Annotated in this window: 18 protein-coding genes, 1 tRNA gene and 2 pseudogenes; 13 read left to right on the forward strand and 8 right to left on the reverse strand. The window is 72.6% G+C overall.

Annotation, left to right across the window (positions count from 1 at the left end):
* Positions 1–55: 55 nt before the first annotated feature.
* Both OG310_RS10755 and OG310_RS10760 read right to left on the reverse strand, forming a co-directional pair.
* Entirely contained in the window at positions 56–1,984 is a 1,929-nt protein-coding gene (locus OG310_RS10755; RefSeq protein WP_329455657.1) for a Xaa-Pro dipeptidyl-peptidase, read from the reverse strand.
* A 386-nt stretch (positions 1,985–2,370) separates the two neighbouring features.
* Complete coding sequence (locus tag OG310_RS10760) at positions 2,371–2,736, reverse strand: DUF2255 family protein (protein WP_329455658.1); 366 nt, start codon at positions 2,734–2,736, stop codon at positions 2,371–2,373.
* 288 nt (positions 2,737–3,024) lie between these two features.
* On the opposite strand from OG310_RS10760, the gene OG310_RS10765 reads away from it, so the two are divergent.
* Positions 3,025–4,224, forward strand: coding sequence for a PP2C family protein-serine/threonine phosphatase (locus OG310_RS10765; protein ID WP_329455659.1), 1,200 nt, complete (start codon positions 3,025–3,027; stop codon positions 4,222–4,224).
* A gap of 150 nt (positions 4,225–4,374) precedes the next feature.
* Here the strand turns inward: OG310_RS10765 and OG310_RS10770 are convergent, their stop codons facing one another.
* Positions 4,375–4,593: a hypothetical protein gene (locus tag OG310_RS10770; protein WP_329455660.1), complete on the reverse strand. Its 219-nt coding sequence runs from the start codon at positions 4,591–4,593 to the stop codon at positions 4,375–4,377.
* A 351-nt stretch (positions 4,594–4,944) separates the two neighbouring features.
* Here OG310_RS10770 and OG310_RS10775 point away from each other — a divergent pair, with 351 nt between their 5' ends.
* A complete protein-coding gene (locus OG310_RS10775) occupies positions 4,945–5,727 on the forward strand; it encodes a hypothetical protein (protein ID WP_329455661.1) in 783 nt (260 codons plus the stop codon).
* Positions 5,728–6,285: 558 nt separating this feature from the next.
* Positions 6,286–6,669, forward strand: coding sequence for a DUF6083 domain-containing protein (locus OG310_RS10780; RefSeq protein ID WP_329455662.1), 384 nt, complete (start codon positions 6,286–6,288; stop codon positions 6,667–6,669).
* Positions 6,670–6,846: 177 nt separating this feature from the next.
* Here the strand turns inward: OG310_RS10780 and OG310_RS10785 are convergent.
* Both OG310_RS10785 and ku read right to left on the reverse strand, forming a co-directional pair.
* Positions 6,847–6,918 (reverse strand) — tRNA-Arg (locus OG310_RS10785).
* 79 nt (positions 6,919–6,997) lie between these two features.
* Positions 6,998–7,861, reverse strand: a pseudogene (gene ku / locus OG310_RS10790) (non-homologous end joining protein Ku); the annotation flags it as partial.
* Positions 7,862–7,911: 50 nt separating this feature from the next.
* On the opposite strand from ku, the gene ligD reads away from it, so the two are divergent.
* Complete coding sequence (ligD, locus tag OG310_RS10795; RefSeq protein WP_329455663.1) at positions 7,912–8,835, forward strand: non-homologous end-joining DNA ligase; 924 nt, start codon at positions 7,912–7,914, stop codon at positions 8,833–8,835.
* Between the two features lie 40 nt (positions 8,836–8,875).
* Here the strand turns inward: ligD and OG310_RS10800 are convergent, their stop codons facing one another.
* Complete coding sequence (locus tag OG310_RS10800; protein WP_329455664.1) at positions 8,876–9,694, reverse strand: nuclease-related domain-containing protein; 819 nt, start codon at positions 9,692–9,694, stop codon at positions 8,876–8,878.
* A 171-nt stretch (positions 9,695–9,865) separates the two neighbouring features.
* Between OG310_RS10800 and OG310_RS10805 the strand changes: the two genes are divergently transcribed.
* The 5 genes and pseudogenes from OG310_RS10805 (at position 9,866) to OG310_RS10825 (ending at position 15,920) form a co-directional block, all read left to right on the forward strand.
* Positions 9,866–10,246, forward strand: coding sequence for a zinc ribbon domain-containing protein (locus OG310_RS10805; RefSeq protein WP_329460117.1), 381 nt, complete (start codon positions 9,866–9,868; stop codon positions 10,244–10,246).
* Positions 10,247–10,555: 309 nt separating this feature from the next.
* On the forward strand, positions 10,556–10,996 hold the full coding sequence (locus OG310_RS10810) for an SH3 domain-containing protein (RefSeq protein ID WP_329455665.1): 441 nt from the start codon (positions 10,556–10,558) through the stop codon (positions 10,994–10,996).
* Positions 10,997–11,164: 168 nt separating this feature from the next.
* Positions 11,165–12,514 (forward strand): annotated as a pseudogene (locus OG310_RS10815) (FtsW/RodA/SpoVE family cell cycle protein); the annotation flags it as partial.
* 410 nt (positions 12,515–12,924) lie between these two features.
* Positions 12,925–14,391 (forward strand): peptidoglycan D,D-transpeptidase FtsI family protein, encoded by a 1,467-nt coding sequence (locus OG310_RS10820; RefSeq protein ID WP_329455666.1) that lies wholly within the window; start codon positions 12,925–12,927, stop codon positions 14,389–14,391.
* A gap of 314 nt (positions 14,392–14,705) precedes the next feature.
* On the forward strand, positions 14,706–15,920 hold the full coding sequence (locus OG310_RS10825; RefSeq protein ID WP_329455667.1) for an amidase: 1,215 nt from the start codon (positions 14,706–14,708) through the stop codon (positions 15,918–15,920).
* Positions 15,921–16,180: 260 nt separating this feature from the next.
* On the opposite strand, the gene OG310_RS10830 is transcribed toward OG310_RS10825, so the two are convergent.
* A complete protein-coding gene (locus OG310_RS10830; RefSeq protein ID WP_329455668.1) occupies positions 16,181–17,077 on the reverse strand; it encodes an ADP-ribosylglycohydrolase family protein in 897 nt (298 codons plus the stop codon).
* Positions 17,078–17,370: 293 nt separating this feature from the next.
* On the opposite strand from OG310_RS10830, the gene OG310_RS10835 reads away from it, so the two are divergent.
* The 4 genes from OG310_RS10835 to OG310_RS10850 all read left to right on the forward strand — a co-directional run bounded on the left by OG310_RS10835 (position 17,371) and on the right by OG310_RS10850 (position 21,037).
* The gene (locus OG310_RS10835; protein ID WP_329455669.1) at positions 17,371–18,327 is read left to right on the forward strand and encodes an AurF N-oxygenase family protein; all 957 of its coding nucleotides are present in this window, start codon (positions 17,371–17,373) and stop codon (positions 18,325–18,327) included.
* A gap of 35 nt (positions 18,328–18,362) precedes the next feature.
* A complete protein-coding gene (locus OG310_RS10840) occupies positions 18,363–19,091 on the forward strand; it encodes a TetR/AcrR family transcriptional regulator (RefSeq protein WP_329455670.1) in 729 nt (242 codons plus the stop codon).
* 10 nt (positions 19,092–19,101) lie between these two features.
* Positions 19,102–19,380, forward strand: a complete 279-nt coding sequence (locus OG310_RS10845; RefSeq protein ID WP_329455671.1) for a hypothetical protein — start codon at positions 19,102–19,104, stop codon at positions 19,378–19,380.
* Between the two features lie 511 nt (positions 19,381–19,891).
* Positions 19,892–21,037 carry a C40 family peptidase gene (locus OG310_RS10850; RefSeq protein WP_329455672.1) on the forward strand — a complete coding sequence of 382 codons (1,146 nt, stop codon included), beginning with the start codon at positions 19,892–19,894 and terminating at the stop codon, positions 21,035–21,037.
* Positions 21,038–21,139: 102 nt separating this feature from the next.
* Here OG310_RS10850 and OG310_RS10855 read toward each other — a convergent pair whose 3' ends face one another.
* Complete coding sequence (locus tag OG310_RS10855; RefSeq protein WP_329455673.1) at positions 21,140–22,420, reverse strand: styrene monooxygenase/indole monooxygenase family protein; 1,281 nt, start codon at positions 22,418–22,420, stop codon at positions 21,140–21,142.
* Positions 22,421–22,624: the final 204 nt, after the last annotated feature.

Genomic DNA, 22,624 nt, shown 5'->3' on the forward strand with positions numbered 1-22,624 from the left:
TCAGGCGAAGGCGCAGGACCTGCGAGGTCCACGCCGGGCCTTCACCGTCACACCGTCACCGGAAGGACCGGTGCGGCGACGGCAGGACGACGTGCGACGGCGCCCGCCAGGTGCCCGACGGCGCCGGCAGGCCCGCCAGTGCTCCGGCACCGCCCACGACGGGCAGGGTGATCCCGCTCGCCGCGAGGTCCACGGTCACCGACGCCCCGGTGGCCTTGTCCCCCTGTACGTCGCCGTCCGTGCCGATGAGCACGACGGCGAGCCGGTGGCCGGCCTTGAAGCGGTAGTCCTGCGGAAGGGTGTCCCAGCTGACCGAGTAGTACGCGCCGGGCCGCAGCGCGCTCGGGTGGCTGAGCGAGTTCCGGTTCTGGGCGTCGAGGTAGCCGCGGGCGACGACGTTGACGTCCGAGGTCACCGTGTCGGTGGCGACCTGCTTGTAGCAGGCGTCGTCGACGGCGGTGCTCGCGCCGTGGCAGTCCTCGGTGGTGAGCGTCTTCACACCCTCACCGTTGCCCAGGTAGTTCACCCGGGTGTCCGTTCCGTAGTCCACGAGGAGCGCGCCGAGGTTCGCGGTGGGCTTGTCGAGCTTGACCCGCAGACTGACCTTCGGCGTACCCGAGACCCGCACGTCGTGGGTGAGCGGCGCCGTGGCGTAGGCGAGACGGTACGGCGCGGACGTCGCCGGGTCGCTCACAACGGTGGACTCGGACTGCTCCGTGTCGGCGTACGTGCCGGTGCCCGAGGAGGCCTTCAGGCCGAGGGAGCCGTCCTTCTGCGGGCGCAGCGTGACGGGGGCGGCGCCCGGCGCGGGCCAGTCGGCCTGCGTGGTCCACTGGTCGGGACCGGTCTCCACATCGGCGCGGGGCTGCTTCATGATGTCGTTGGGTATCTTCCAGAGCCAGTGGTCGAACCACTGGTGCAGGGTGTCCACCCAGGCGTCGCGCCGGTAGTCGAACGGGTCGACGTGCCCGTACTGCGACAGCCACACCTTTCGCGGCACGCCCTGCTTCGCGAGCGCGGACCACCAGGTGGAGAACTGGCTCGGCTTGACGTTCAGGTCGTTGAGGCCCTGGGTCGCGAAGACCGCCGCGTGCACCTTGCGCACGTCGGCGACGGAGCCGGTGCGGTAGTTCCGTTCGTTCCAGAAGGCGTTGTAGTTCCCGGTCGCGTCGTCCTGCCCGGCGGCCAGTTGCTTCTGCACGGCCGCGCACTTGGCGGGCGGATCCGTGTCGACGGTGTCGGCCAGGCCGTCCTCCTCACCACGGCTGAGCAGGGTGCCGTTCGTGCGGCTGTAGTCGTACCAGGAGCTGATGCCCGAGATCGGGACGATCGTTTCCAGCCCCTTGACGCCGGTCGCGGCGACGGCGTTGGCCAGGGTGCCGTCGTACGACTTGCCGATCATGCCGGTCCGGCCGTTGGTCCAGTCGGCGCCGACCTGCTTGCCCTGGGCGTCGAAGGCCTTGGCCCGGCCGTTCAGCCAGTCCACGACGGCCTTGCCGCCGAGGACGTCGGAGGCGCCGCCGGAGGTCGGGCAGCCCTGCGACTTGGTGGTGCCGTCCATGTCGACTTCCAGCACGGCGTACCCGCGCGGCACGAAGTAGTTGTCGTAGTAAAGGGGGAACTTGGCGGGGTCGCCCTGCGCGTCGTAGGTCTTGCGCTCGGACTCGTTGCCCCGCCCGAGATTGTCGTAGTAAGGGCTCTCGTCCATGATGACCGGGACCTTGAAGCGGGGACCGCTCTCCCGGGGCCGGATGATGTCGACCCGGATGAGGTCCTTCTTGCCGTCGCCGTCGGAGTCCACGCTCGACTGCACGTTGACGTACTCGCGGATGGCGTCCTGGTAGGAGAAGACGGGCTGCGTCCCGTCGGCGGTGACCTTGATGGAAGGTTTCTGCGCCGCGTGGGCGGCGGGCATGCCCGCCGCCGCGAGCGCTGCCGTGAGGGCGAGGGACGCGAGTCCTCTTCGCCGGAGTGATTTCCGCACGCACTACCTCCTGAGGTTGGCGCGCGCACTCTCCCGCAGCCACCGCCACGCTCACAAGACACATTCGCGCCAGCTGTGACAGCGCTGTGGGCGACGGTTGCCGCGAGCCCCTCCGGCATCCTGGTCCCCCCGGCGTACGAGCCCCCGCAGGACGTCGCTGTCGCCCCGCGAAGCGGGGACGCGTCGGGGGGCGGCACGGTCGCGGGCGCCCTGGCCGGGGGAGGCACGGTCGCGGGGGCAGGCCCGCTCGCGGGAGGCGGCCCGTTCGCGGGAGAGGACCCGCCGGCCGGGGCGGCACGGTCGCGGGGGGACCCGCTGGCCGTGGAGCGGCGGCCCGATCGCGGAGTGGCCGGGGGGCGGCCCGGTCGCGGCCTCTCGACCCCCTGTCACTCCGCCGTGACGGTGACCCGCAGCGTGTTCGCCCGCACCTCCGGCGACACCGCCTCGCGCAGCGCGTCACCCGCGCTCGCGTACTTGTCGCGGTACGCGGCGTCGACCCGCGTGTTCACATCGGCGTCGTCGAGGGGCGCGAGCGTCACCGCGTAGCGGCTGTCCCCGTCGAGGAACGCGGCCCGGCCCCCGGCACGCCGGACGCGGGCGTACCACTGGGACCGCTCGCCGAATCCGTTGCGCACGTACGGGACGCCGTCGACGACCACCGCCCAGATCCTGGTCACGACCTCCCTGCCGTCGGGCAGCCCGGTGACGATGTGCACGGTGTCCGTGCCCGCGAGGTAGTCGACCGCACCCACAGGACCTCCTCCAGGTCGCACCCCGGAACCGGGCGCGATACGTGTCGCGGCGCGAGCGCCACCGCCGGGTCGGACCCCGAACGCTGCCACACCCGCCGCTCGCGGCCCCCTCCCGCCACACCCCCGCCCGGGTCCCGCCCGGGTTCCACCTGGGTTGCGTCTGGCTTCCACCTGGGTCCCGCCACGCTCAGGGCCCGAGGAACGGCCCGGGCGGCGATTCGCACGGCACGCGACCGTATCGCCCGGCGAAAGCGGGCATCGCCGAGCTCGGAGGTGTAAGCAGGGAGGATGCCCTTCCGGTATTACTTCACCGCCTCGCCGGACGCGGAGCAGGCCGACGGGATGATGCTGATCATCGCGCCCCTGGTACTGATCGTGGCGATCCCGGTCGCCGACTACTTCCTGCCGGGGAACGTGCACATCGCGCCGCTGCTGACGGTGGCGCCCACCTTCACGGCTGCCTTCGCCGGCCCCCGCACCACTGCCGCCGTCGCCGGGCTGGCCGTGGTGGCGCAGATCGTGGCCGGGCTCGAACGGCACTCGCTCAGCTCGGAACAGGTCATCCTCGAACTGTCGGCCCTGGTGCTGGTGTCCGTACTCCTCGTCATCTTCTGCTACCTGCGCGAACGGCACCAGGACCAGCTGAGACGGGTCCGGCTCATCTCCGACCGCGCGCAGTCCGCCGTACTGCGCCCCCTGCCCACGGACGCGGGGCCCCTGCGCATCGCCACGGAGTACCGGCCCGCCGAGTCCGACACCCGTATCGGCGGAGACCTCTTCGCGCTGGCCCGCACCGCGAGCTCGACCCGCCTGCTCATCGGGGACGTACGCGGCAAGGGGCTGGACTCGATCTCCGACACGACCATCATGCTGGGCGCCTTCCGGGCGGCCGCGCACCGGCAGGCGTCACTGCCCGAGCTGGTCACGTACCTGGAGGGCAGCGTGCGCTGGGGGCTCGCCGAGATGGCGGACATGGAAGCCGACGTCGGCGAACGCTTCGTGACGGCGGCCGTGCTCGACATCCCGGACAAGGAACCCGTCCTCCACCTCGTGACCTGTGGCCATCCGCCGCCGATCCTGCTGTCCGACGGCCGGGCGACCCCTCTGGTGGTCCAGCGGCCCGCGCCGCCGCTGGGCCTCGCAGGGCTCCTCGGGGGCCTCGCGGACACCCCGTACGTCATGCAGACCTTCCCCTTCGCGCCCGGCGATCAGCTGCTCCTGTACACGGACGGGGTCTCGGAGGCGCGCGACGCCGAGGGGGTCTTCTACCCGCTGCCCGAGCGTGCCGCCACGGCGGACCGCGTATCGGTCTGGTCCGCGGGCGGCCCGCGCGCCCTCCTCGACCACCTCACGCAGGACCTGCTGGAGTACGCGCAGGGCCGCATCGACGATGACATGGCGATGATCGCGGTGTCCCGGACGACGGCGCCCACCGCACCGCCCGACGAAGCGCCCGCGAAGCCACCTGCCGAACCGCCCCCCGGGTGAGCCGCGGGCCGCCCCCGCCCGTACCCTCACCACCACACCTCACGTCCCGGCTCGTGGACGTCCCCGACGCACCGGCTCCGGCGACAGGCCGGGCCGTTTCCGGCCACGTTCCGGCGCGAACAGGGTGAGAGGCGGCTCGCGTTGGGCTGGTCATGCCGCACCGCCGCCGTGCGTCGCCTCACCCGGATCGCCCGTGGCCCGGGTGAACGAGTCGTCGGCGCGCCATCGCCGCACCCACACGTGCCGGTCCATCTCGTACTGGTCGCGGTGGTTGTCGCACAGAAAGACACCAGGGTGTTCCGCGATCTCCCAGCCCCCCTCCCCCGGACAGTCGTCCCGGTAGCACTCCCGATCGTGCGTCTCCCCCATGCACTCGACGGTCCGCCGGGTGCCGACCGCCTGACAGGTGGCGCTCGGGGCGCACGGGCGCGTGGCCTGGGCTCATCGCCGTACTCGTGCCCAGGACCCGCGCGACGGGTGACGCCGGGACACCGTGACTCCCGCCGCGGAGGTGATGAGGTGGACCGGATAGCGGGATCGGGGCGTGTGACGCACACGCCCCTCACACGCGGCGCCGGTGAGATCGGTGCGCAGCGCCCGGTGCGCAGCACTCGGAACTCGCTGCTCGCTGCATGGTCGAGGTCCGCAAGACGGGCGCCTGGGCGGGCAGTTCGGCCGCGTCGTACTCTGACTTCGGCTTAGGGAAGACGGGGGGAGCCGATGTCAGCACGGGCGAGGGCTCACAGTACGGGCAGACCACCGAGCAAGGGCAGCACCGGCCGGCAGTCGCCGGGCAGGACGCGGTTCATCGGCATACTGCTGATCCTGCTGTCCCTGATATCCGTGGTGGCTTGCTGCCTCACGTTCGCCCTGTGGTTGCCCAACGACAGGGACCACTACGACGACTACCGGGCGGCCCGGGCATGCCCCGCTCACCCGACGGCGCGGGTACGGAAGAACTGCCTGAGCACCTGGCATTTCGCCGTCGTCAAGACGGCCACGGAGAACGCCGGCAAAACCCGCCGCCACGAGGTGACCCTCAAGGGCGAGGGCTCCTGGCGGGGAGTCGTGGACTTCGAGGACACGGGGCCGCTCTTCAAGCGACTGAAGCCGGGCGAGCAGGTCACCGCCACCGTCTGGCGCCGCGACATCGTCGTGCTCAGCAGGGGCGGCGTCCGCCAGGACACCAGCGACGCGCCCCGGGACGCGCTCCCGATCTATGCCGCGCTGGGCACGCTCGCCGGGCTCGTCGCGGTTCAGGCCTGCGTGTACGGAGTGATCCGCCTCGCCCGGCCGCGTTCGTACCGGCTTTTCGCCTGGTTCCCGTACGGCGGGTGGATGATCGCCGTCATTCTCCTCAGCTGCCTCGTGGCGGGAATCACGGCGATGTCGACGGGTATCCCCTGGTGGATCGTGCCTCCCGCCGTACCCGTGATGGCAGGGCTCGTGGTGTGGGGGCTCGGGCTGCTGCTCCCCCTCAGGCGGCGCAGGCCCACAACTTGAGCGCGACGGACCGCGAGGCTCACACCGGATGGTGCGCGGCGCGGGCCGAAGCCGGGAGGGGAGCTCAGCCCAGCGCTTCGATGAGGGAGACAAACGCGTAGCGGCTCCCCTGTCCGTGCCCAACAGGCAGGCGGCCCAGCCCCGATCGCGAGGGCCGCACACACGTCGCCCCAGCCGGCCGCACTCTCATCCTGGATCAGGTCGGCCGGCGCGCGCAACGAACAACACGTTCAGAAACTCGAAGTGCGCCTGGTCCACGGCTTGCTGCTTCGTCGCGTGCCATGTGTCCGTCAGGACTTCCCAGTCGGCGAAGCAGGAGAACAAGTAGAAGCCGGAAGCTCCGCTGTATCGGGCGATCGCCAGGTGTGAGACAGCCGGACCACAAGAACCGGGGCACAAGCTGGAGACTTCATCGTCTCTCGGCCAAGCGTCATCGGTGGTCGGGTTGCTGCGCGCACCTGCCATGTCGTGTTGCGTTGCGCCAGTGGACAGCAGCCCCAGGCGTTGCGTCCGGTTCAGTCTCTACGCATGTGCCACCTCGTTGCCGACCCTTACGGTATGGGGGCTGCCAGAGAACAACCGCGTCGGCTGGGCCCTGGGCAATCGCGTTGCCCGGACTGCGGCCTGTTGAAGGATCAAGTGGCTACGCTCGATCACGACTGGGTTTTGTTAGAGCCGCAGATGAGACCGCTTGCACACACCGTGCCGGTTGAGTACCGGTGGATCGAACTGTCGGATGGCCGGGTAACGATCTACGGCGTGTGCCCTCCCGATACCTCTCAGCGGTGCCGCATCGCGCACCGTCTGGTCTGCTCGGCACGAATACTCCCGGACCTTTGGCCGTGGCTGACGGCGCTACGAGCGGAGAACGCGCGGCAAGCGGAGCGACAGGAGCAGCCGCAACCGCCACGCCCGCAGGGGGAATGGCGCGACGTCGGGTAGGAGCCAATACAGAAGCGACGGACCGACTGCATTGATGCTCCGGATTCTCATTCCCGAACCGTCCACGATGCAGGGCCTGCGACGACTGCTCACGTCGCCCGGCCGCCCGTACATACGCGAAGACCCCGCACTCAGCGAGATCGCTGGTGGCGGGGTCTTTGGGCACCTCGTACAAGGTGCCCCCGGCAGGATTCGAACCTGCGCACACGGCTCCGGAGGCCGATGCTCTATCCCCTGAGCTACGGGGGCGCTGCCGCCCCTCGGGGCGACGTCAGGAACCTTACCAGCTTCCGGGGGTCGGTCGTGAACTGGTATTTCGCGCTCAGGCGGAGGCGCGCTTGCCTCGCTTGCCGGGGGTGCGTTTGCGGGGTTTCGGGCGGTCCTTGAGGTGGGTGACCTCGGCGCCTTCGTCGCCTGCCGCCGCTTGGGCCGCGCGCACGCTGTTCTCCAGGGCGGCCATCAGGTCGATGACCTTGCCGCCGTCCTCGTCGGGGCGGGCGGGTGCGGGGGCCGGCGCGCCTTGTGCCTTGGCCCTGACGAGTTCTTCGACGGCTTCGCGGTAGTCGTCGTGCAGGCTCTCCAGGTCGATGTCGCCGAGGGTGTTCATCAGGGCGTCGGCCAGGTCGAGTTCGGCGTCGCGGACGGTCACATCGGCTTCGGGGGCCACGCCGTCCGCCGCGCGGATCTCGTCCGGCCAGAGCAGGCCGTGCATGGCGATGACGTCGTCGACGACGCGCAGCATGCCGAGCCGCTCGCGGCCCCTGAGGGCGAACTTCGCGACGGCGGCCTTCTCGCTGCGCTTCAGCGCCTCGCGGAGCAGGGTGTAGGGCTTGGCGGCCGGTGCGCCGTTGGCCTGGAGGTAGTACGCCGTCTCCATCTGGAGCGGGTCGATGGTGTCCGCCGTCACGAACGCGACGATCTCGATCGTCTTCGCCGTGTGCAGCGGCAGCGCCTCCAGGTCCTCGTCGGTGATCGGGACGAGTGCGCCGTCCGCGTCCTCGTACGCCTTGCCGATCTCCGCCGTCGTCACTTCCTGGTCGTCGATCTCGCACACCTTGCGGTAGCGGATGCGCCCGCCGTCCTCCAGATGGATCTGGCGGAAGGAGACCCCGTGGTTCTCCGTCGCGTTCATCAGCTTGATCGGGATGCTGACCAGTCCGAAGGAGATGGCGCCGTTCCATATCGATCGCACAGTTCATCCCTTTCGCGAGCTATGAGCGGCATGCATGGGATTCTTATTTTATGACGCCTATCACCGAAGTGGAGGGGCGGCGGCTCACGCTCAGCAACCTGGACAAGGTGCTGTACCCCGCCACCGGCACCACCAAGGGTGAGCTCCTGCATCACTACGCCCGTACCGCGGCGCCGCTGCTCGCCCATCTCGCGGGCCGCCCCGTCTCTTTCCTGCGCTATCCGGACGGCGCGCAGGGCCAGGCGTTCTTCACCAAGAATCCCCCGCCGGGTACGCCGGACTGGGTGAAATCGGTGGAGGTCCCGCGCTCCGCCCGACGCGGGGAGGACCGGGGCCGGCAGGTCGTCGTGGACGGGCTCGCGTCGCTGATGTGGGCGGCGAACCTGGTCGTGGAGTTCCACACGCCGCAGTGGCTCGCCGTGGCCCCCGCCGTCGCCGACCGCCTGGTGTTCGACCTCGACCCCGGCGCCCCGGCCACGGTCGGCGACTGCTGCCGTGTCGCGCTGTGGCTGCGCGAACGCCTGACGGGCGACGGACTCGACGCGTACGCCAAGACCTCCGGTGCCAAGGGACTGCATCTGCTGATCGCCGTCGCGCCGACGCCGTCCGCCGATGTCTCCGCGTATGCGAAGAAGCTCGCGCGCGAGGCCGAGGGGGCGCTGCCGTCGCTCGTCGTGCATCGCATGCGGCGCGACCTGCGGCCCGGCAAGGTGTTCGTCGACCACAGCCAGAACAGCGCCGCGAAGACCACCGCGACCCCCTACACGGTTCGCGCCCGCACCGAACCCACCGTCTCCGCGCCCGTGACCTGGGACGAGGTCGCCGCCTGCGCCGAGGGGGGCGCGCCGCTGCGGTTCGTCCTCGACGACATGCCGGGGCGCCTGGAGGCGTACGGGGATCTGATGGCGCCGCTGTTCGGGCAGGGGCATCCGCCGCTGCCGGGCCGGCCTCCGGACGCGGGCGCCGCGAGGTAGGGGCGGGACTCGTGGGTCCGTTTCCTCGCCACGCGCGTAGTCACGCGCGTATCCACGTTTTCCTGTTCCGCGCGGTGGCGTACACCGACTCCACGTCGGCCGGTTTCAGTACGCCGCCGAGCCGCCCGAGCGCCGGCAACGCGTCGTCCCTGAGGATGCGTACGTCCAGGGCGCCCGGCGACGTCGACAGCGTCTCCAGCCGCGACGCTCCGGTGACGACCAGGGCGGGCGCGACCGTGAGAGCGAGGGCCAGCGAGGCTCCCTCCGCCGCGCGGCGCGCCCAGCGCAGATGCGGTACGGGCGCCGAGCGGCCCAGGCGGACCATGGGATCCGCGATGCGCACACGCTGCTTGCGCGCGGCGAGTGTCCGCACGGCGAGCACTCCGGCGGGCCCGATCGCCAGGTGGTCGATGAACGCGGCACCCGGCAGCGGCACCGCGTGCAGCACCCGCCAGCCCGCGCCTTCCAGCGCGTCCAGCGCCTCCCCCACCAGGCGCTGCGCGGTCAGCGCCTCCTGGCGTCCGTCGCGCCGCAGGAGCCGCGCCGGCGCGGAGGCGGGTACGGCGTCGAGGTCCGCGTACAGGGCCTCGCCCGGGCGGTTCGGGGCGAGGTCGTCGTCGGGGTGCAGGCAGAGCCGGTCGAGCTCGGCGGCTGTCGGCACGGGCGGCGGCCCGACCGTCACCTCACCCGTCACATAGGGCGCGAGGACCACCATCACCTCGTCCTCGCGATCGGCTCGGACCAGGCTGATCCTGTCCGCGTCCCGGTCGTACCAGGCGACGCTGGTGCCGTCGGCAAGCGTGACGTAGAGCCGTTCGTGGCCTTGGTGCTGCGCCGGTGCGACGCGGAGACGGGCCATCACACATCACCCCCCGACCATGGGACCAGCAGGTGGGCCACCCGTGCAACCAGAACGCCGGGGTACGCGCTCCTTCCGCGATTCGCCCCCATGCTTCTTGCGTCTGTGTGATACGGCACACTTCTGCCGAGGGCGCCGACGGTGCCCCGCTCCGAAGGAGTCACAGCAGTGATCATTCTGTTCGGCACCAGAACGTACCTGTACCAGCTGGCGATCCTCACGCTCGTCTGCGGGCGGTGCGGCAACCCCGCCTCGCACACGCTGCGCAAGCGCGTCATGAAGTTCACGCTGTTCTTCATCCCGCTGTTCCCGATATCGACGAAGCACGCGACGCAGTGCAGCTTCTGCGGTGCCGAACAGCAGGTGCCGAAGCAGCAGGCCGAGGGCCTGCTCGCCACGATCGCCCAGGACGCCGGCACGGCAGTTCCCGCGGGGCAGCCCGGAGCGGCGGCCCCCGCGCAGCGGACGGGCCACGGGCAGCAGGGCGGTCCTTACGGTCAGCAGGGCGGCGGCGCGCCCGCGCCCCAGCAGCGGAACCCCTACCAGAACTGACGCGGGCCACGGGCAGCGAGCGCGGGATCCGGGGGCCCTGGGGCCGGGGCGCCGGGGTGGCGGCCGAGCGGACGGCCCGAGCGGAGGGCAGGGGCCCGGGCCCGGGGCGGGACGGGGCTTCGCGGGTCCCGCGCCGGAGCCGCCGGTCCCGCGCCGGAGCCGCTGGTCCCGGCCGGTCCAGGGCATCCCACCGTCACCGAACGCCCTGTGTGATGTTTTGCGGACTCTCCGTGGCGAACCTAGGCTGAATCGGGCGAGCCCGTTGTCGGATTCACCGGCTCCTCGCCCCTCAGGCCACCAGGAGTAACGATGCCCCTGCGTTCCCTCGGCTTCCGCGCCACCACCCTCGCCGCCATCACGCTCACCGCGGCCGCGGTCCTGACCACCGTCCCCGCGGCCGCCGACGGGTCTCCCGCGGACCACACCACGCAGGGCCCGCAGACCCAGCACGTCCAGCCGGTGCCGGTGACTTCGGCGGCCTCGCACGAGCAGGCGGCAGTCAAACCCCCGGCGCGCGGGTACAAGGGCCGCGTCATCGCCAGGGGCGGCCTGTACCTGCGCGACAAGCCCACCCGCAGCAGCCGGGTCATCGGCTTCGCGCGGTACGGCACCGTCGTGCACATCTTCTGCAAGACGCGCGGCGACAACGTGGCGGGCGACAACCGCTGGTACCTGCTCACCGACGGCACCTGGGCCTGGGGCTCCGCGAGGTACATCGAGAACATCGGGGCCGCACCGCGCTGGTGCTGACGCGCCGACACCTGAGGCCACCGCACGGGCCGGACGGGCACCGCGCCGCAACTGCCGCCCTCCGTCCCGCACGGGGCGGACCGCGCCGCGGAGCCCGTACCGCGTCGACATGCCTTACATCATGACATAAACAGACATAAGGCATGTCTACTTGCTACGTTGCCTGCCATGTCCGCACCGACGCAGCCCGCCCCTGCCCCGCCCCGCGCCGCGACCGGCCGGGGCATCGAGCTGCTGCTCCTCCTGTGCGCCGTCCTGATCTCGGTGTTCGGGTACGCGGCGGTGGGCCTCGGCAGGGACGGGGCCGTTCCGCCCGACGTCACCGGGTACGCGGTGGGACTCAGCGTGCTGTCGCTGCTCGCGCATCTGGCGGTACGGTTCCGCGCGCGTTACGGCGATCCCCTGCTGCTGCCCATCGCCGTCCTCCTCAACGGCCTCGGTCTCGTCCTCATCTACCGCCTCGACCTGGAGACGCCGGGCGATCGCGCGGCCCCGACACAGCTCGTCTGGTCGGCGCTGGGCATCGCGCTGTTCGTGGTGGTCGTCCTGACCCTGCGGGACCACCGGGTGCTCCAGCGGTACGCGTACGTCTCCGTCGTCGGCGCGCTGGTCCTGATGGTGGTGCCGGTCCTCTTTCCCTCCGTCAACGGCGCCAAGATCTGGATCCGGGTCGGGGACCTCTCGATCCAGCCCGGTGAGTTCGCGAAGGTGCTGCTCGCGCTGTTCTTCGCCGCGTACCTCGCCTCCAACCACCGGGCCCTCGCCTCCACCGGCCGCCGGATCTGGCGGTTCCAGCTGCCGAGCGGCCGAGTCCTCGGGCCGCTGGTCACGGTCTGGCTGCTGAGCGTCGTCGTCCTCGTGTTCGAGCGCGACCTGGGGACGTCGCTGCTGTTCTTCGGCGTGTTCGTGATCCTCCTGTACGTCGCGACGGGCCGGACCGGCTGGATCGCGGTGGGTCTGGTCCTCGCCGGCGCCGGTGCGTACGCGGTGGGATCCTTCGAACCCCATGTGCACAGCCGGGTGGAGGACTGGCTGCACCCGTTCGCCTCGATCGACGCGGGGATCGGGCCGAGCCAACTGGCCCAGTCGCTTTTCGCGTTCGCCGCGGGCGGCATCACCGGGACGGGTCTCGGGCTCGGCCATTCGATCCTCATCGGTTTCGCCGCGAAGTCGGACTTCATCCTGGCCACGGCGGGCGAGGAGCTGGGGCTGCTCGGCCTGACCGCGATCTTCCTGCTGTACGCGCTGATCGTCGCGCGGGGCTTCGGGTCCGGCATCGTCCTGCGCGATCCGTTCGGGCGGCTGCTCGCGGTGGGCCTCGCGTCGCTGCTCGCGCTCCAGGTGTTCGTGATCGCGGGCGGGGTGATGGGGCTGATCCCGCTGACAGGCATGGCCATGCCGTTCCTCGCGCAGGGCGGCTCCTCCGTCGTCACCAACTGGGTGATCGTGGCTCTGCTCCTGCGGATCAGCGACTCGGCCCGCAGACCGCGCCCCGCCGACGCCGGGGGCGATCCCGCCACCGCCGACGACGATCCGTCACCCCGTACCCCGCTCCTGCGGCTGGCGCTGACGGAGCGGACCCCCGATGTGCGGGGCCCCGCACCGGATCCGGTACCCGCACCGGCCGCCGAGCGACCCGCGATCGCGCCCGCTTCCGCCCCGCCGCACCAGCCCCCTCCGGCCCCCGCGCCCGTGCCCGCGAGCGCCCCTGCCACGAAGCGGCCCGCGCCCGCGACGGCCACGGCGTCCGCGTCGGGCCGTAGCCCCGGGGCGGCCCCCGCCGGGAAACCCCTCCTCGGGCCCGCCTCGCCCGTGACCGGGTTCCGGCGTGTCACCCGGCCCTGGTGGCGCGGCCGTTACGCCGTCGGGTGGCCCGCTCCGGGACATGGGGTGCCCCGTGACGCCGATCCGGCGCCGGAGGGAGGCCGGTGACCCGCCAGATCCGGCACGCCGCCGTCTTCTGCCTGCTGCTCCTGGTCGCGTTGCTGGCCAACGCCGTACGGGTGCAGGGCGTCCAGGCCGGGCAACTCGACAAGCACCCGGGGAACGGCCGGCCCACGGTCGCGCGCTTCGGCCAGCCGCGGGGCGACATCCTCGTCGGCGCGTCCGCCATCACCGGTTCGCGGGACACCCGTCAGCGGCTGCGCTACGAACGCGTCTATCCGCAGGGCCCGTTGTACGCACCCGTCACCGGCTACCTGTCCCAGACCTACGGCTCGACGGACCTGGAGAACGCCGAGGACGGTGTCCTCTCCGGCGCCGACCCGCGGCTGGCCGGTTCCCTGCTGGACGGCGGCGCCTCCCACGACCAGGGCCGTGGCGGCCGGGTCGTCACGACCCTCAAGCAGTCGATGCAGCGCGCCGCGTACGCGGGGCTCGCCGGGCGGCGCGGCGCCGTGGTGGCCGTCGAGCCGTCGAGCGGGCGCATCCTCGCGCTCGTCAGCAGCCCCTCGTACGACCCGGGGGTGCTGTCCGGTACGGGCACCGGGGTCAAGGACGCCTGGACCCGACTGAACAGCGCCGCGACGCAGCCCATGCTCAACCGCGCGCTGCGGCAGAGCTATCCGCCGGGGTCCACGTTCAAGATCGTGACGGCGGCGGCCGCCCTGCAGGCGGGCGTCGTCAAGGACGTCGAGGCCCCCACGAGGATCGCGTCCCCCTACCGGCTGCCCGGCACCCGCACGGACCTGCCCAACGAGGCGGCGGGGTGCGGGAACGCGTCGCTGGAGTACGCGATCACCTGGTCCTGCAACACGGTGATGGCGGGACTCGGGGTGAAGGTGGGGCTCACGGGGATGCTCGACACGGTGGAGAAGTTCGGCTTCAACGACAGGGACCTCCGCGTACCGTCGCCGGTCGAGAAGTCCAACTTCGACCGGCACATGAGCCCGGACGAGCTGGCGCTCTCGTCGATCGGGCAGTTCGACACGACGGCGACGCCGCTCCAGATGGCCATGGTCTCGGCGGCGGTCGCGAACGGCGGTGTCCTCAGGTACCCGCACCTCGTGGACCGTACGACCACCCCCGGCGGTGGGACCCTCTCGCGCGCGCCGGACCGTACGTACGCACGCGTCATGAGCCCGGCGACGGCACGCAGGCTGCGGCACATGATGATCGACGTGGTGCGGTCCGGCACGGGCGGCAGGGCGGCCATCGACGACGTGAGCGTGGGCGGCAAGACGGGGACGGCCCAGCACGGCGTGGACAACGCGGGCCTGCCGTACGCCTGGTTCATCGCCTGGGCGCGGGCCGAGGACGCCGCGTCGCCCGCGGTCGCGGTGGCGGTCGTGGTGGAGGACGCGGAGGCGGACCGGGCCGACATCACCGGGGGCGGGGTGGCGGCTCCCATCGCGAGATCGGTGATGGAAGCGGCGCTGAGGGACACGGGACGGTAGGAGGTCCTCGTCCAGCGGCGTTGTCAGTGGGGCCCGCTACTGTTTTTTCGAGCGGCGGGAGCGAGCCGACGCGGGTCGCGCACGCCCTCGGGTGGGGGTCCCCGATTTCGGGTCGGTGATTTCGGGTGGTCGGTCATTTCTGCCGTCTGTTTCTGATCCCGGGTTCCAGGGGGAGTTCTGATGCGGCTGTGAACGGGGCGTGCGGGCCGAGGTGACGAGACGGCGGAAGTGACGGCAGGGGGGACGGACCCGGAGGACGAACGGCGCGGGGGCGACGGGGCGACGGGGGCGACGGGGGCGACGGGGGCGACGGCATGGTGACGCGGGCCGTGGTGGTCGGACGGGTCGAGGGGGCGTTGCGGCGGATCAGGCGGCTCGATCCGAAGTTCCGTGCCTTCACCGAGGTGTGGGAGGACGACGCGAGGGAGCGCGCACGGGCGGTCGACACCGCGCTTGCGCTGGCGGGGCTGCCGTTCGCCGTGAAGGGACCGTCCGGGATCCGCTCGTACGCGGCGGTGCGGCTGATCGAGGCGGGCGCGGTGCCGGTGGGGGCGACCGCGGTGCCGGGAGGGGGCACGCACTGGGGGACCTGGGGGCTCGGCAGGTACGGCCCGACCGTGAACCCGTATCGCGCGGACCGCACGCCGGGCGGCTCGTCGGCGGGTTCCGCGGTGGCGGTCGCGACCGGGATGGTCCCGCTGGCCACGGGGAGCGACGGGGCCGGGTCGGTGCGGATCCCGGCGGCGTGGTGCGGGGTGTTGGGGCTGAAGACCACCAACGGCCTGCTGCCGTCGCCTGATCGGACAGGGCTCGCGTCGGCGGGCGTTCTGACGAGGAGGGTGGCGCTCGCGGAGGCGTATCTCCGCTGTGTGCTGGACGGGGTGGCAGGGTGGGGCGGAAGGGGCGAGGAGAGCCGAGGCACCGGGCCCTGGAGGCCGGTGGATGCCGTGTACGCGCCGGATCTGGGGTTCGCGGACGTGGACCCGGGGGTGGCGGCCGTGGCTCGGGCGGGGGCCGGGCGGCTGGTGGCGGCGGGCGTCGTCCGTCGGCGACGGGGGCGGTTCGGCGGTGAGCGGGCGGACTTCACGCTGCTCGATCCGCGCGAGGCCTGGTTCGCGATCCGCGGCGGCGAGGCGGCCCCGGGTGCCGGACCGGACGGTGCGGGTGCTCTCGCTCAGGAGATACGGGCGGAGAACGACCGTCGGTTGGACCGGCTGTTCGCCCGGACCCCGCTGCTGCTCACCCCCGTCACGCCCAACGTGCCGCACGGCCACGAGGGGCCGGGCGCACGGTACTCGACGGCGCTGACGTGGGCGTTCAATGTGAGCGGCCATCCGGCCATGAGCATCCCCGTGGGGTGGACGAAGGACGGTTGCCCCGTGGGGCTGCACCTCGTGGCGGACCGGGGCCGGGAGGCCCTGCTCCTCGACGTGGCGCGGGCGGCGGAGCGCGGCGGGGTGACGCGCCTGCGCCGGTCACGGGCCGACGACGGTGGACGGCCCCCTCTCCCTCCGTCGGCGGCCGGGTGAGGACGGGAGACGCGGTCCTCACGCGGGACCACGACGCCCGTCCGGCATGGTCACCTCCTCCCGGTGCGCCGCAGCGCGGCCACTCCGCCGCGGCCCCCGTGCGGCAGTCGGAGCCCGGTGGCCGGGTCGAAGCCCGCCCGGTCGAAGCGAACCGTCCCGGCCGGAGCCGGGCTGTGCTGTCGGAGCCCGCTGTCCCGGCGAGGTCTCGCGCGGCCGTCGGTGTTTCGCGGGTCCGGTCGAAGCCCCGCGGCCCGGCCCGGTCAGGCGGGGGAAAGCGGCTCGCGGCGGCGGCGCCAGTCGGCGGGTGCGCCGGTGATGCCCGTACGGGCGCCGACGATGCCGCCGGTGATCGCGCAGGTCGTGTCGACGTCGCCGAGCGCCTCGGCGGTCGCCCACAGCGCGGACTGCAGGTCGTCGTGGTGCCGGGCCGCCGTCCACACCGCGAAGGGCACGGTGTCGTCGGCCCGTATCCCGCTGCCGTTGCCCAGTGCGGCGGCGGCGTGGACGGGTTCGGCCGAGAAGGGGATGGCGGCGGCTCGCGCGAGCCCCTCGCGCACGGCACCGCCGGGGGTCGCGTCGACGACGGCGTCGAGACTCAGCTCACCCCGGGCGGACAGCGCGGCGGCCACCGCCACCGCCACCGCGCCGGCCACGCCCTGCGGGTGGGCGTGGGTCACCCGCGCGGAGAGGGCCGCCTCCCGCGCCGTACGGTCGAGGTCGGCGGCGAACCAGGCGCCGAGCGGGGCGACGCGCATGGCCGCTCCGTTGCCGAGGCTGCCGCCGTCGAAGAGGTCCGGTGCGAGCCGCCGCCACGACGCGGGGTCGGCGAGGAGCTCGGGGAGCAGGACATGCATGCCGTAGCCGTAGCCGCGGCCGGAGTGGGCGTCGTAGGCGAGGCCGAAGCAGGCGGCGAGGCGGTCCTGGTCGACGGTTCCGCGTTCGATGAGTACCTGGTGCACGGCGAGGGCGAGGGCGGTGTCGTCCGTCCAGAGCCATTCGGGTTCCTCGGGCGGTCTTCGGTCCTTGATCTGGGCGCGGGCCTGCTCCGGTTCGCGGAAGCGGGAGAACCACCGCTCGCCGAAGGCGTCACCCATGGCGAGTCCTTCGAGGCTGCGGCGGGCGGCCTCGGGACCACCGGTGGGGGAGATCGCAGTCATACGACCATCCTGACGCGCCGGGGCCGGAAGACACCCCACGTTTCCGGCCCGATCCATCGCTTTCCGGCCATCCCCGGTCCCCGGCGGCGGGCCTACGCGCGCCGGGGGCGGCGCAGGGGGCGCGTTGAAGGCGCACTACGGGGGCGCGCGGAGCGGGAGTTCGACCCGGTTCCGCTTGCTAGACAAGAAGTCAACAACCGGCCCGCGAGGGATTGACGCCTCTGCTGACAAGCAGTCTCATAGGGGGTGACCGCCGGTAACTCGGCCCCCGACCGCCCGAGGAGGCTCGCACCATGACGACCGCGCCCGCTCGCACCAGCCGTGAATCGCTGATGAACGACCCCGTGCTCCAGGACGCGTTGGGGCCGCTCAAGGACCGCGAACAGACAGCGAAACGGCTGCTGGAGTCCTCGGCCAAGCACTCGTTCGACCCCGACACGGAGCTCGACTGGGACGCGCCGATCGAGGAAGGCAAGTGGTTCTGGCCGCCGGAACTCGTCTCCCTCTACGACACGCCGATGTGGCGGCGCATGTCGGAGGAGCAGCGGATGGACCTCGCCCGTCACGAGGCCGCCGCGCTGGCGTCGCTCGGCATCTGGTTCGAGATCATCCTGATGCAGCTCCTGGTACGGCACATCTACGACAAGTCCGTGGTCAGCGACCATGTGCGGTACGCCCTGACCGAGATAGCGGACGAGTGCCGGCACTCGAAGATGTTCGCGCGCCTGATCAAGAAGGGTGGCGCGCCCGCGTATCCGGTGCCGCGCGTCTACCACAACATGGCACGGGTGCTGAAGACGGCCTCCACCACGCCGGGTTCGTTCGCGGCGACACTGCTCGGCGAGGAGATCCTCGACTGGATGCAGCGCCTCACCTTCCCCGACGAGCGGGTGCAGACGCTCGTGCGGGGCGTCACGCGCATCCATGTCATCGAGGAATCGCGTCATGTGCGCTATGCCCGTGAGGAGTTGCGCCGCCAGATGGTGACGGCGCCGCGCTGGGAACGTCAGTTCACCCGGCTGACGAGCGGCCACTCCGCACGCGTGTTCTCGGTCTGCTTCGTCAACCCGCAGGTCTACGAGAACGTGGGCCTCGACCGCCGCGAGGCGCTCGTCCAGGTCAAGGCCAGTGGGCACCGGCGTGAGGTCATGCAGTCCGGAGCGCGCAAACTCACCGATTTCCTCGACGACATCGGCGTGCTGAACGGTCCGGGGCGTGCGCTGTGGCGCAGTTCGGGTCTCCTCGCCTGAACGCGTCGCGCGGCAGCTGTGGTTACCCTGCGGGTATGACCGCTGCGACGCCCGCACCGCCTCCCGCGTACCGTCGGCTCAGCGTGGAGCAGCGCCGCTCTCAACTCCTCGAAGCCGCCCTCACGTTGTTCGCGCACCGGGCGCCCGAGGAAGTGACGCCGGAGGACGTGGCGGCGGCGGCCGGGGTGTCCAGGCCGCTCGTGTACCGCTACTTCCCCGGCGGCAAGCAGCAGTTGTACGAGGCCGCGGTGCGTTCCTCGGCCGACCAGCTGGAACGTTGCTTCATCGAGCCGCCCACCGGCCCGCCCACGGAACGGGTGCAGCGCGTCCTGGACCGCTACCTCGCCTTCGTGGACGAGCACGGCACGGGTTTCAGCGCCCTGCTGCGCGGCGGCGGTGTCTGCGAGACGTCGCGTACGACGGCGATCGTCGACGAGGTGCGCCGCACCGCGGCCGAGGAGATACTCCGGCACCTGGGCGCGGTGCGGCCGGGCCCGCGGCTGCGGATGCTGGTGCGCACCTGGATCGCGGTGGTCGAGTCCGCCTCGCTGACGTGGCTGGACGAGGGCAAGCTGCCGGACGCGGTCGAACTGCGCGACTGGCTGGTCGACCATCTGGTCGCACTGCTGGCGACGACGGCCACGCGGGACGCGGAGACCGCCGAGGCGGTCGCCTCGATGGCCGCGGCCGAGAAGACGGACGGCGCGGTCGCGACGCTGGCCCGCAGGCTGGCCCCGCTGGTGGAGTCGATGCGGCCCGGGTGAGACTGGGCGCGTGAGAAGCGAGGACACGCTGTTCGTCGGCGGGCCGCTGGACGGGCGTGTGCTGCCCGTCCTGACGGGCCTGACCGGCCAGCCGCCGAAGTGGTACGACGTCCCGGTGCCCAACGAGTCGGGGGCGCCGCCCACGGTGTACGCGTACCGCCGGGCGCCCGCCGGTTACAGCCGGCGGCTGGGGATCCAGCGCGGCTGGAAGTACGAGTTCGCCCCGGAGGGGCACGTGGCGGACGGTCCGCGCTGGCCGTGGACGCGCCGACCGCGCCCGGAGAGCTGAGCCGCCCGGGAGCCTTCCAGAAGGCCGTCCCGGTGCGGCGGAGCACGGCACGGCAGGCCCGCTCCGGCACGGCAGGCCCCGGTACGCCCCCGCCCCGGTACGCCCCGGCCCGTGCGGAGGCGGCGCCGGGCGGCGCCCTTGCCTGGCGTCCTGTGCGGGTTCGCCGCGCGAGTCGAGGGCCGCGGGCGGCGTCGGTGTCGCCCGGGCCGACCGCGTTCGCCGTTGCGGATCAGGGTCTGCGACCGGGGGTTCGCCGGCGCGGTGCGGGGGCCCGTGGGCCCGGGCTCGCCGGTGAGTCCGGTGGGAGGCCCGCGGTGGCGCCGGGTGGGGGGTCGGCCTCCCCGCACGAGTGAAATTTCGCCGCCATTGCGACGACTCGTCAGGTAATCGCATGGTGTGGCGTTCATCATTCCGCCGAGCGCCGGACCTGTCCGCACCCGATCCGTCCCCCACCCACCGCACCGCACGCCCCCACCCGCCCCCGGCGCGCTCACCACCGGAGGTGAAAGGCATGTCACGTCTGCGAGCCGCCTGCACCACGGCGATGGCGACCGCCGCGGTCACCGTACTGGCCGCCGTCCCCAGCAGCGCCGCCCCCGAGCCCGGCGGGGTGGCAGCACTGCTCACCCAGCTCAAGACCCTCTACCAGCAGGCCGAGGCGGCCGGCGAGGCGTACAACACCACCGAGCAGGCGCTCCTGGTGCAACGGGCCAAGACCGCGCGGGCGGGTGGCGGGCTCGCCGAGGCACGCGCCGCGCTGGAGCGCAGCCGCAGCGCGGCCGGTGCCCTCGCCCGCGCGCAGTACCGGGGCACCCCCGAACTCTCCGGCTACCTCCAGCTCCTCCTCTCCGACGACCCCGAACGCGCCGTCGAGCAGCAGCACATGCTCGCGCGCGCCGCCCGCGGCACGCTCGCGACCGAGGGCCGGCTCGCGGTCGGCAAGCAGCGGGCGGACGCCGCTGCCGCCGCCTCCGGCGCCGCGCTCGCCACGCAGCAGCGGCTCACCGCGTTGAAGAGGCAGCAGCGCGACACCGCCGAGTCCAAGCTCCGGCAGGTCGAGTCGCTGCTCGCCGCGCTTCCCGCGGACCGGCTCGCCCAGCTCGCCGCACTCGACCGCAGCGGGACCGAGCAGGCGCAGCAGAACCTGGTGGACTCCGGTGCGCTCGGTCCCCAGGGCCGCGCGGCCCGCCCCGCGCTCCCCACCGCCGCCGGGGCCGCGGCCCTGCGCTACGCCGTGGAGCAGATCGGCAAGCCGTACGCGTGGGGCGCGGCCGGGCCCACCGCCTACGACGGCTCGGGGCTGGCCTCGGGGGCCTGGGCGCACGCCGGCGTGCCGGTGCCGCGTACGAGCGAGGAGCAGTGGCGCACGCTCCCCCGGGTGCCGCTCGACCGGCTGCGCCCCGGGGACCTCGTCGTGTACTTCCCGAGGGCCACGCACGTGGCGGTCTATCTCGGGAACGGCAAGGTGGTCCAGGTCCCGCGCCCGGGTGCGCGCGTCAAGGTGTCACCGATCGCCGCCAACCCGCTGCTCGGAGCCGTGCGGCCGGACCCGACGGGTGTCGCGCTCAGCCCGTCCGCGTACCGGCCCCCCGTCCTGCCGGCGGGCGCCGAGGACGGGCCGGACACCGTCAGTGACACCGCCGCTCCGCCGGTCTGACGGGCGGACCGTCAGGGACCCGCGAGCGCCGCTGCGCCCCGCCACCGGGGCGCAGAGGCGCAGAGGCGCAGAGGCGCTCGGAGCCGCCCGAACAGAACCCGGTCACGCGGGCGCGGCCCCCGCGGCCCCCGGCGCCGCCGCTGTCTCTGCCGCCGCTGCCGCCTCGGTGAGGTACGCGTCCGTCTTCGCCGGGTCGTAGAAGTAGTTCTCGAAGTCCGACGGGTCGTCGAAGCCGTTCGCGATCCGGTTCGCCACGGCGGGCAGCCCGCCGGCCGCGCCGAGGAGCCTGCGCACATGCTCCGGCGGCGGGCCGAGGAGCGCGTTGGTCCACTTCGTGACGTGCCGCGCCTGCTGCCAGTACGTCTCGAACGTGGCGCGCATCCACTCCTCGTCGAACGGCTCCTCGCCCCGGGCCAGGATCGCGTCCAGATAGGCGGCCGCGCACTTGGCCGCCGAGTTGGAGCCCTGACCCGTCACCGGGTCGTTGGCGACGACCACGTCGGCCACGCCGAGCGCCAGCCCGCCGCCCGGCAGGGCCGCCACCGGCTTGCGTACGGTCGGCACGAAGCGGCCGGCCAGCACGGCTCCCGCGTCGGTCAGTTCGACGTTCGTGGCACGCGCGTACTCCCAGGGCGTGAACTCCTCCATCAGCCGCAGCGTCAGCGCGAGATGGCCGCCCGGGTCCCCGGCCCCCTGGAACGCGTCCAGCGGACCGCCCGGCAGGCCCTCCCAGAACAGGATGTCCGCGCGCCCGCCGACCGTCAGGACCGGGATGACGAACAGTTCCCCCACACCGGGCACGAGATTGCAGCGCACGGCGTCCACGCCCGGGTGTTCGGGACGCGGCGCGAGACCGTGCACGTACGCGACGGCGAGAGCCCGCTGCGGTGAGGTGAACGTCGAACGGGCCGGGTCGCGCCCGAACATCGAGACGAGTTCGCCCTTGCCCGCCGAGACGAGGACGAGGTCGTAGCTGTCGGCGAAGTAGTCGAGGTCGGAGACAGCGCAGCCGTGTATGACCAACTGGCCGCCGCGCTGCGCGAACATCTCCGTCCAGCCGGCCATCTTGACGCGCTGGTCCACGGACTGCGCGTGGTGCTCCAGCTTCCCGAGCCAGTCGACGGCGCGGCTGTGGTCGGGTGCCGCGACCGACACGCCGAGCCCTTCCAGCCTGGGCGTCTGCGACTCCCACACGCCGAGGCCGAGGTCGCGCTCGTGCTGCAGTGCGGTGTGGAACATGACCTGGGTGGACATCACCCGGCCGTTCCTGATCTCGTCGGGCGTCCTGTTGGACATCAGCGTGACCGCGTAGCCGTGCGCCTGCAGGCCCAGGGCCAGGTGGAGCCCGGACTGTCCCGCGCCGACGATGAGCACTTTCCGCATGCAGGGCTCCCCCCGTGTCCTCGCGTACGCCGATCCGTACGTTCCTTGCGTCCGGCGAACGGACCGCGGGTCGGACCGCGGACCGCCCGGGCGCACGGCCGTGACCCGGCAGCGGCACGCGAGTTCGCGGGGAAGACCCCGTACGGAACCCGCGCCGGTCCGGGTTCCGGCACCCGGAGCCGTACGCCGGCACCGGCCCTAGGG

The organism is Streptomyces sp. NBC_01497 (genome assembly GCF_036250695.1).
GTDB lineage: Bacteria > Actinomycetota > Actinomycetes > Streptomycetales > Streptomycetaceae > Streptomyces.

What these genes read in the sequence shown, in the direction of transcription:
- OG310_RS10765 (WP_329455659.1), top strand. Translation starts at nt 3,025, where the DNA reads ATGCCCTTCCGGTATTACTTCACCGCCTCGCCGGACGCGGAGCAGGCC.
- OG310_RS10770 (WP_329455660.1), bottom strand. Translation starts at nt 4,593, where the DNA reads ATGGGGGAGACGCACGATCGGGAGTGCTACCGGGACGACTGTCCGGGG.
- OG310_RS10775 (WP_329455661.1), top strand. Translation starts at nt 4,945, where the DNA reads ATGTCAGCACGGGCGAGGGCTCACAGTACGGGCAGACCACCGAGCAAG.
- OG310_RS10780 (WP_329455662.1), top strand. Translation starts at nt 6,286, where the DNA reads ATGGGGGCTGCCAGAGAACAACCGCGTCGGCTGGGCCCTGGGCAATCG.
- ligD (WP_329455663.1), top strand. Translation starts at nt 7,912, where the DNA reads ATGACGCCTATCACCGAAGTGGAGGGGCGGCGGCTCACGCTCAGCAAC.
- OG310_RS10800 (WP_329455664.1), bottom strand. Translation starts at nt 9,694, where the DNA reads ATGGCCCGTCTCCGCGTCGCACCGGCGCAGCACCAAGGCCACGAACGG.
- OG310_RS10810 (WP_329455665.1), top strand. Translation starts at nt 10,556, where the DNA reads ATGCCCCTGCGTTCCCTCGGCTTCCGCGCCACCACCCTCGCCGCCATC.
- OG310_RS10825 (WP_329455667.1), top strand. Translation starts at nt 14,706, where the DNA reads ATGGTGACGCGGGCCGTGGTGGTCGGACGGGTCGAGGGGGCGTTGCGG.
- OG310_RS10830 (WP_329455668.1), bottom strand. Translation starts at nt 17,077, where the DNA reads ATGACTGCGATCTCCCCCACCGGTGGTCCCGAGGCCGCCCGCCGCAGC.
- OG310_RS10835 (WP_329455669.1), top strand. Translation starts at nt 17,371, where the DNA reads ATGACGACCGCGCCCGCTCGCACCAGCCGTGAATCGCTGATGAACGAC.
- OG310_RS10840 (WP_329455670.1), top strand. Translation starts at nt 18,363, where the DNA reads ATGACCGCTGCGACGCCCGCACCGCCTCCCGCGTACCGTCGGCTCAGC.
- OG310_RS10850 (WP_329455672.1), top strand. Translation starts at nt 19,892, where the DNA reads ATGTCACGTCTGCGAGCCGCCTGCACCACGGCGATGGCGACCGCCGCG.
- OG310_RS10855 (WP_329455673.1), bottom strand. Translation starts at nt 22,420, where the DNA reads ATGCGGAAAGTGCTCATCGTCGGCGCGGGACAGTCCGGGCTCCACCTG.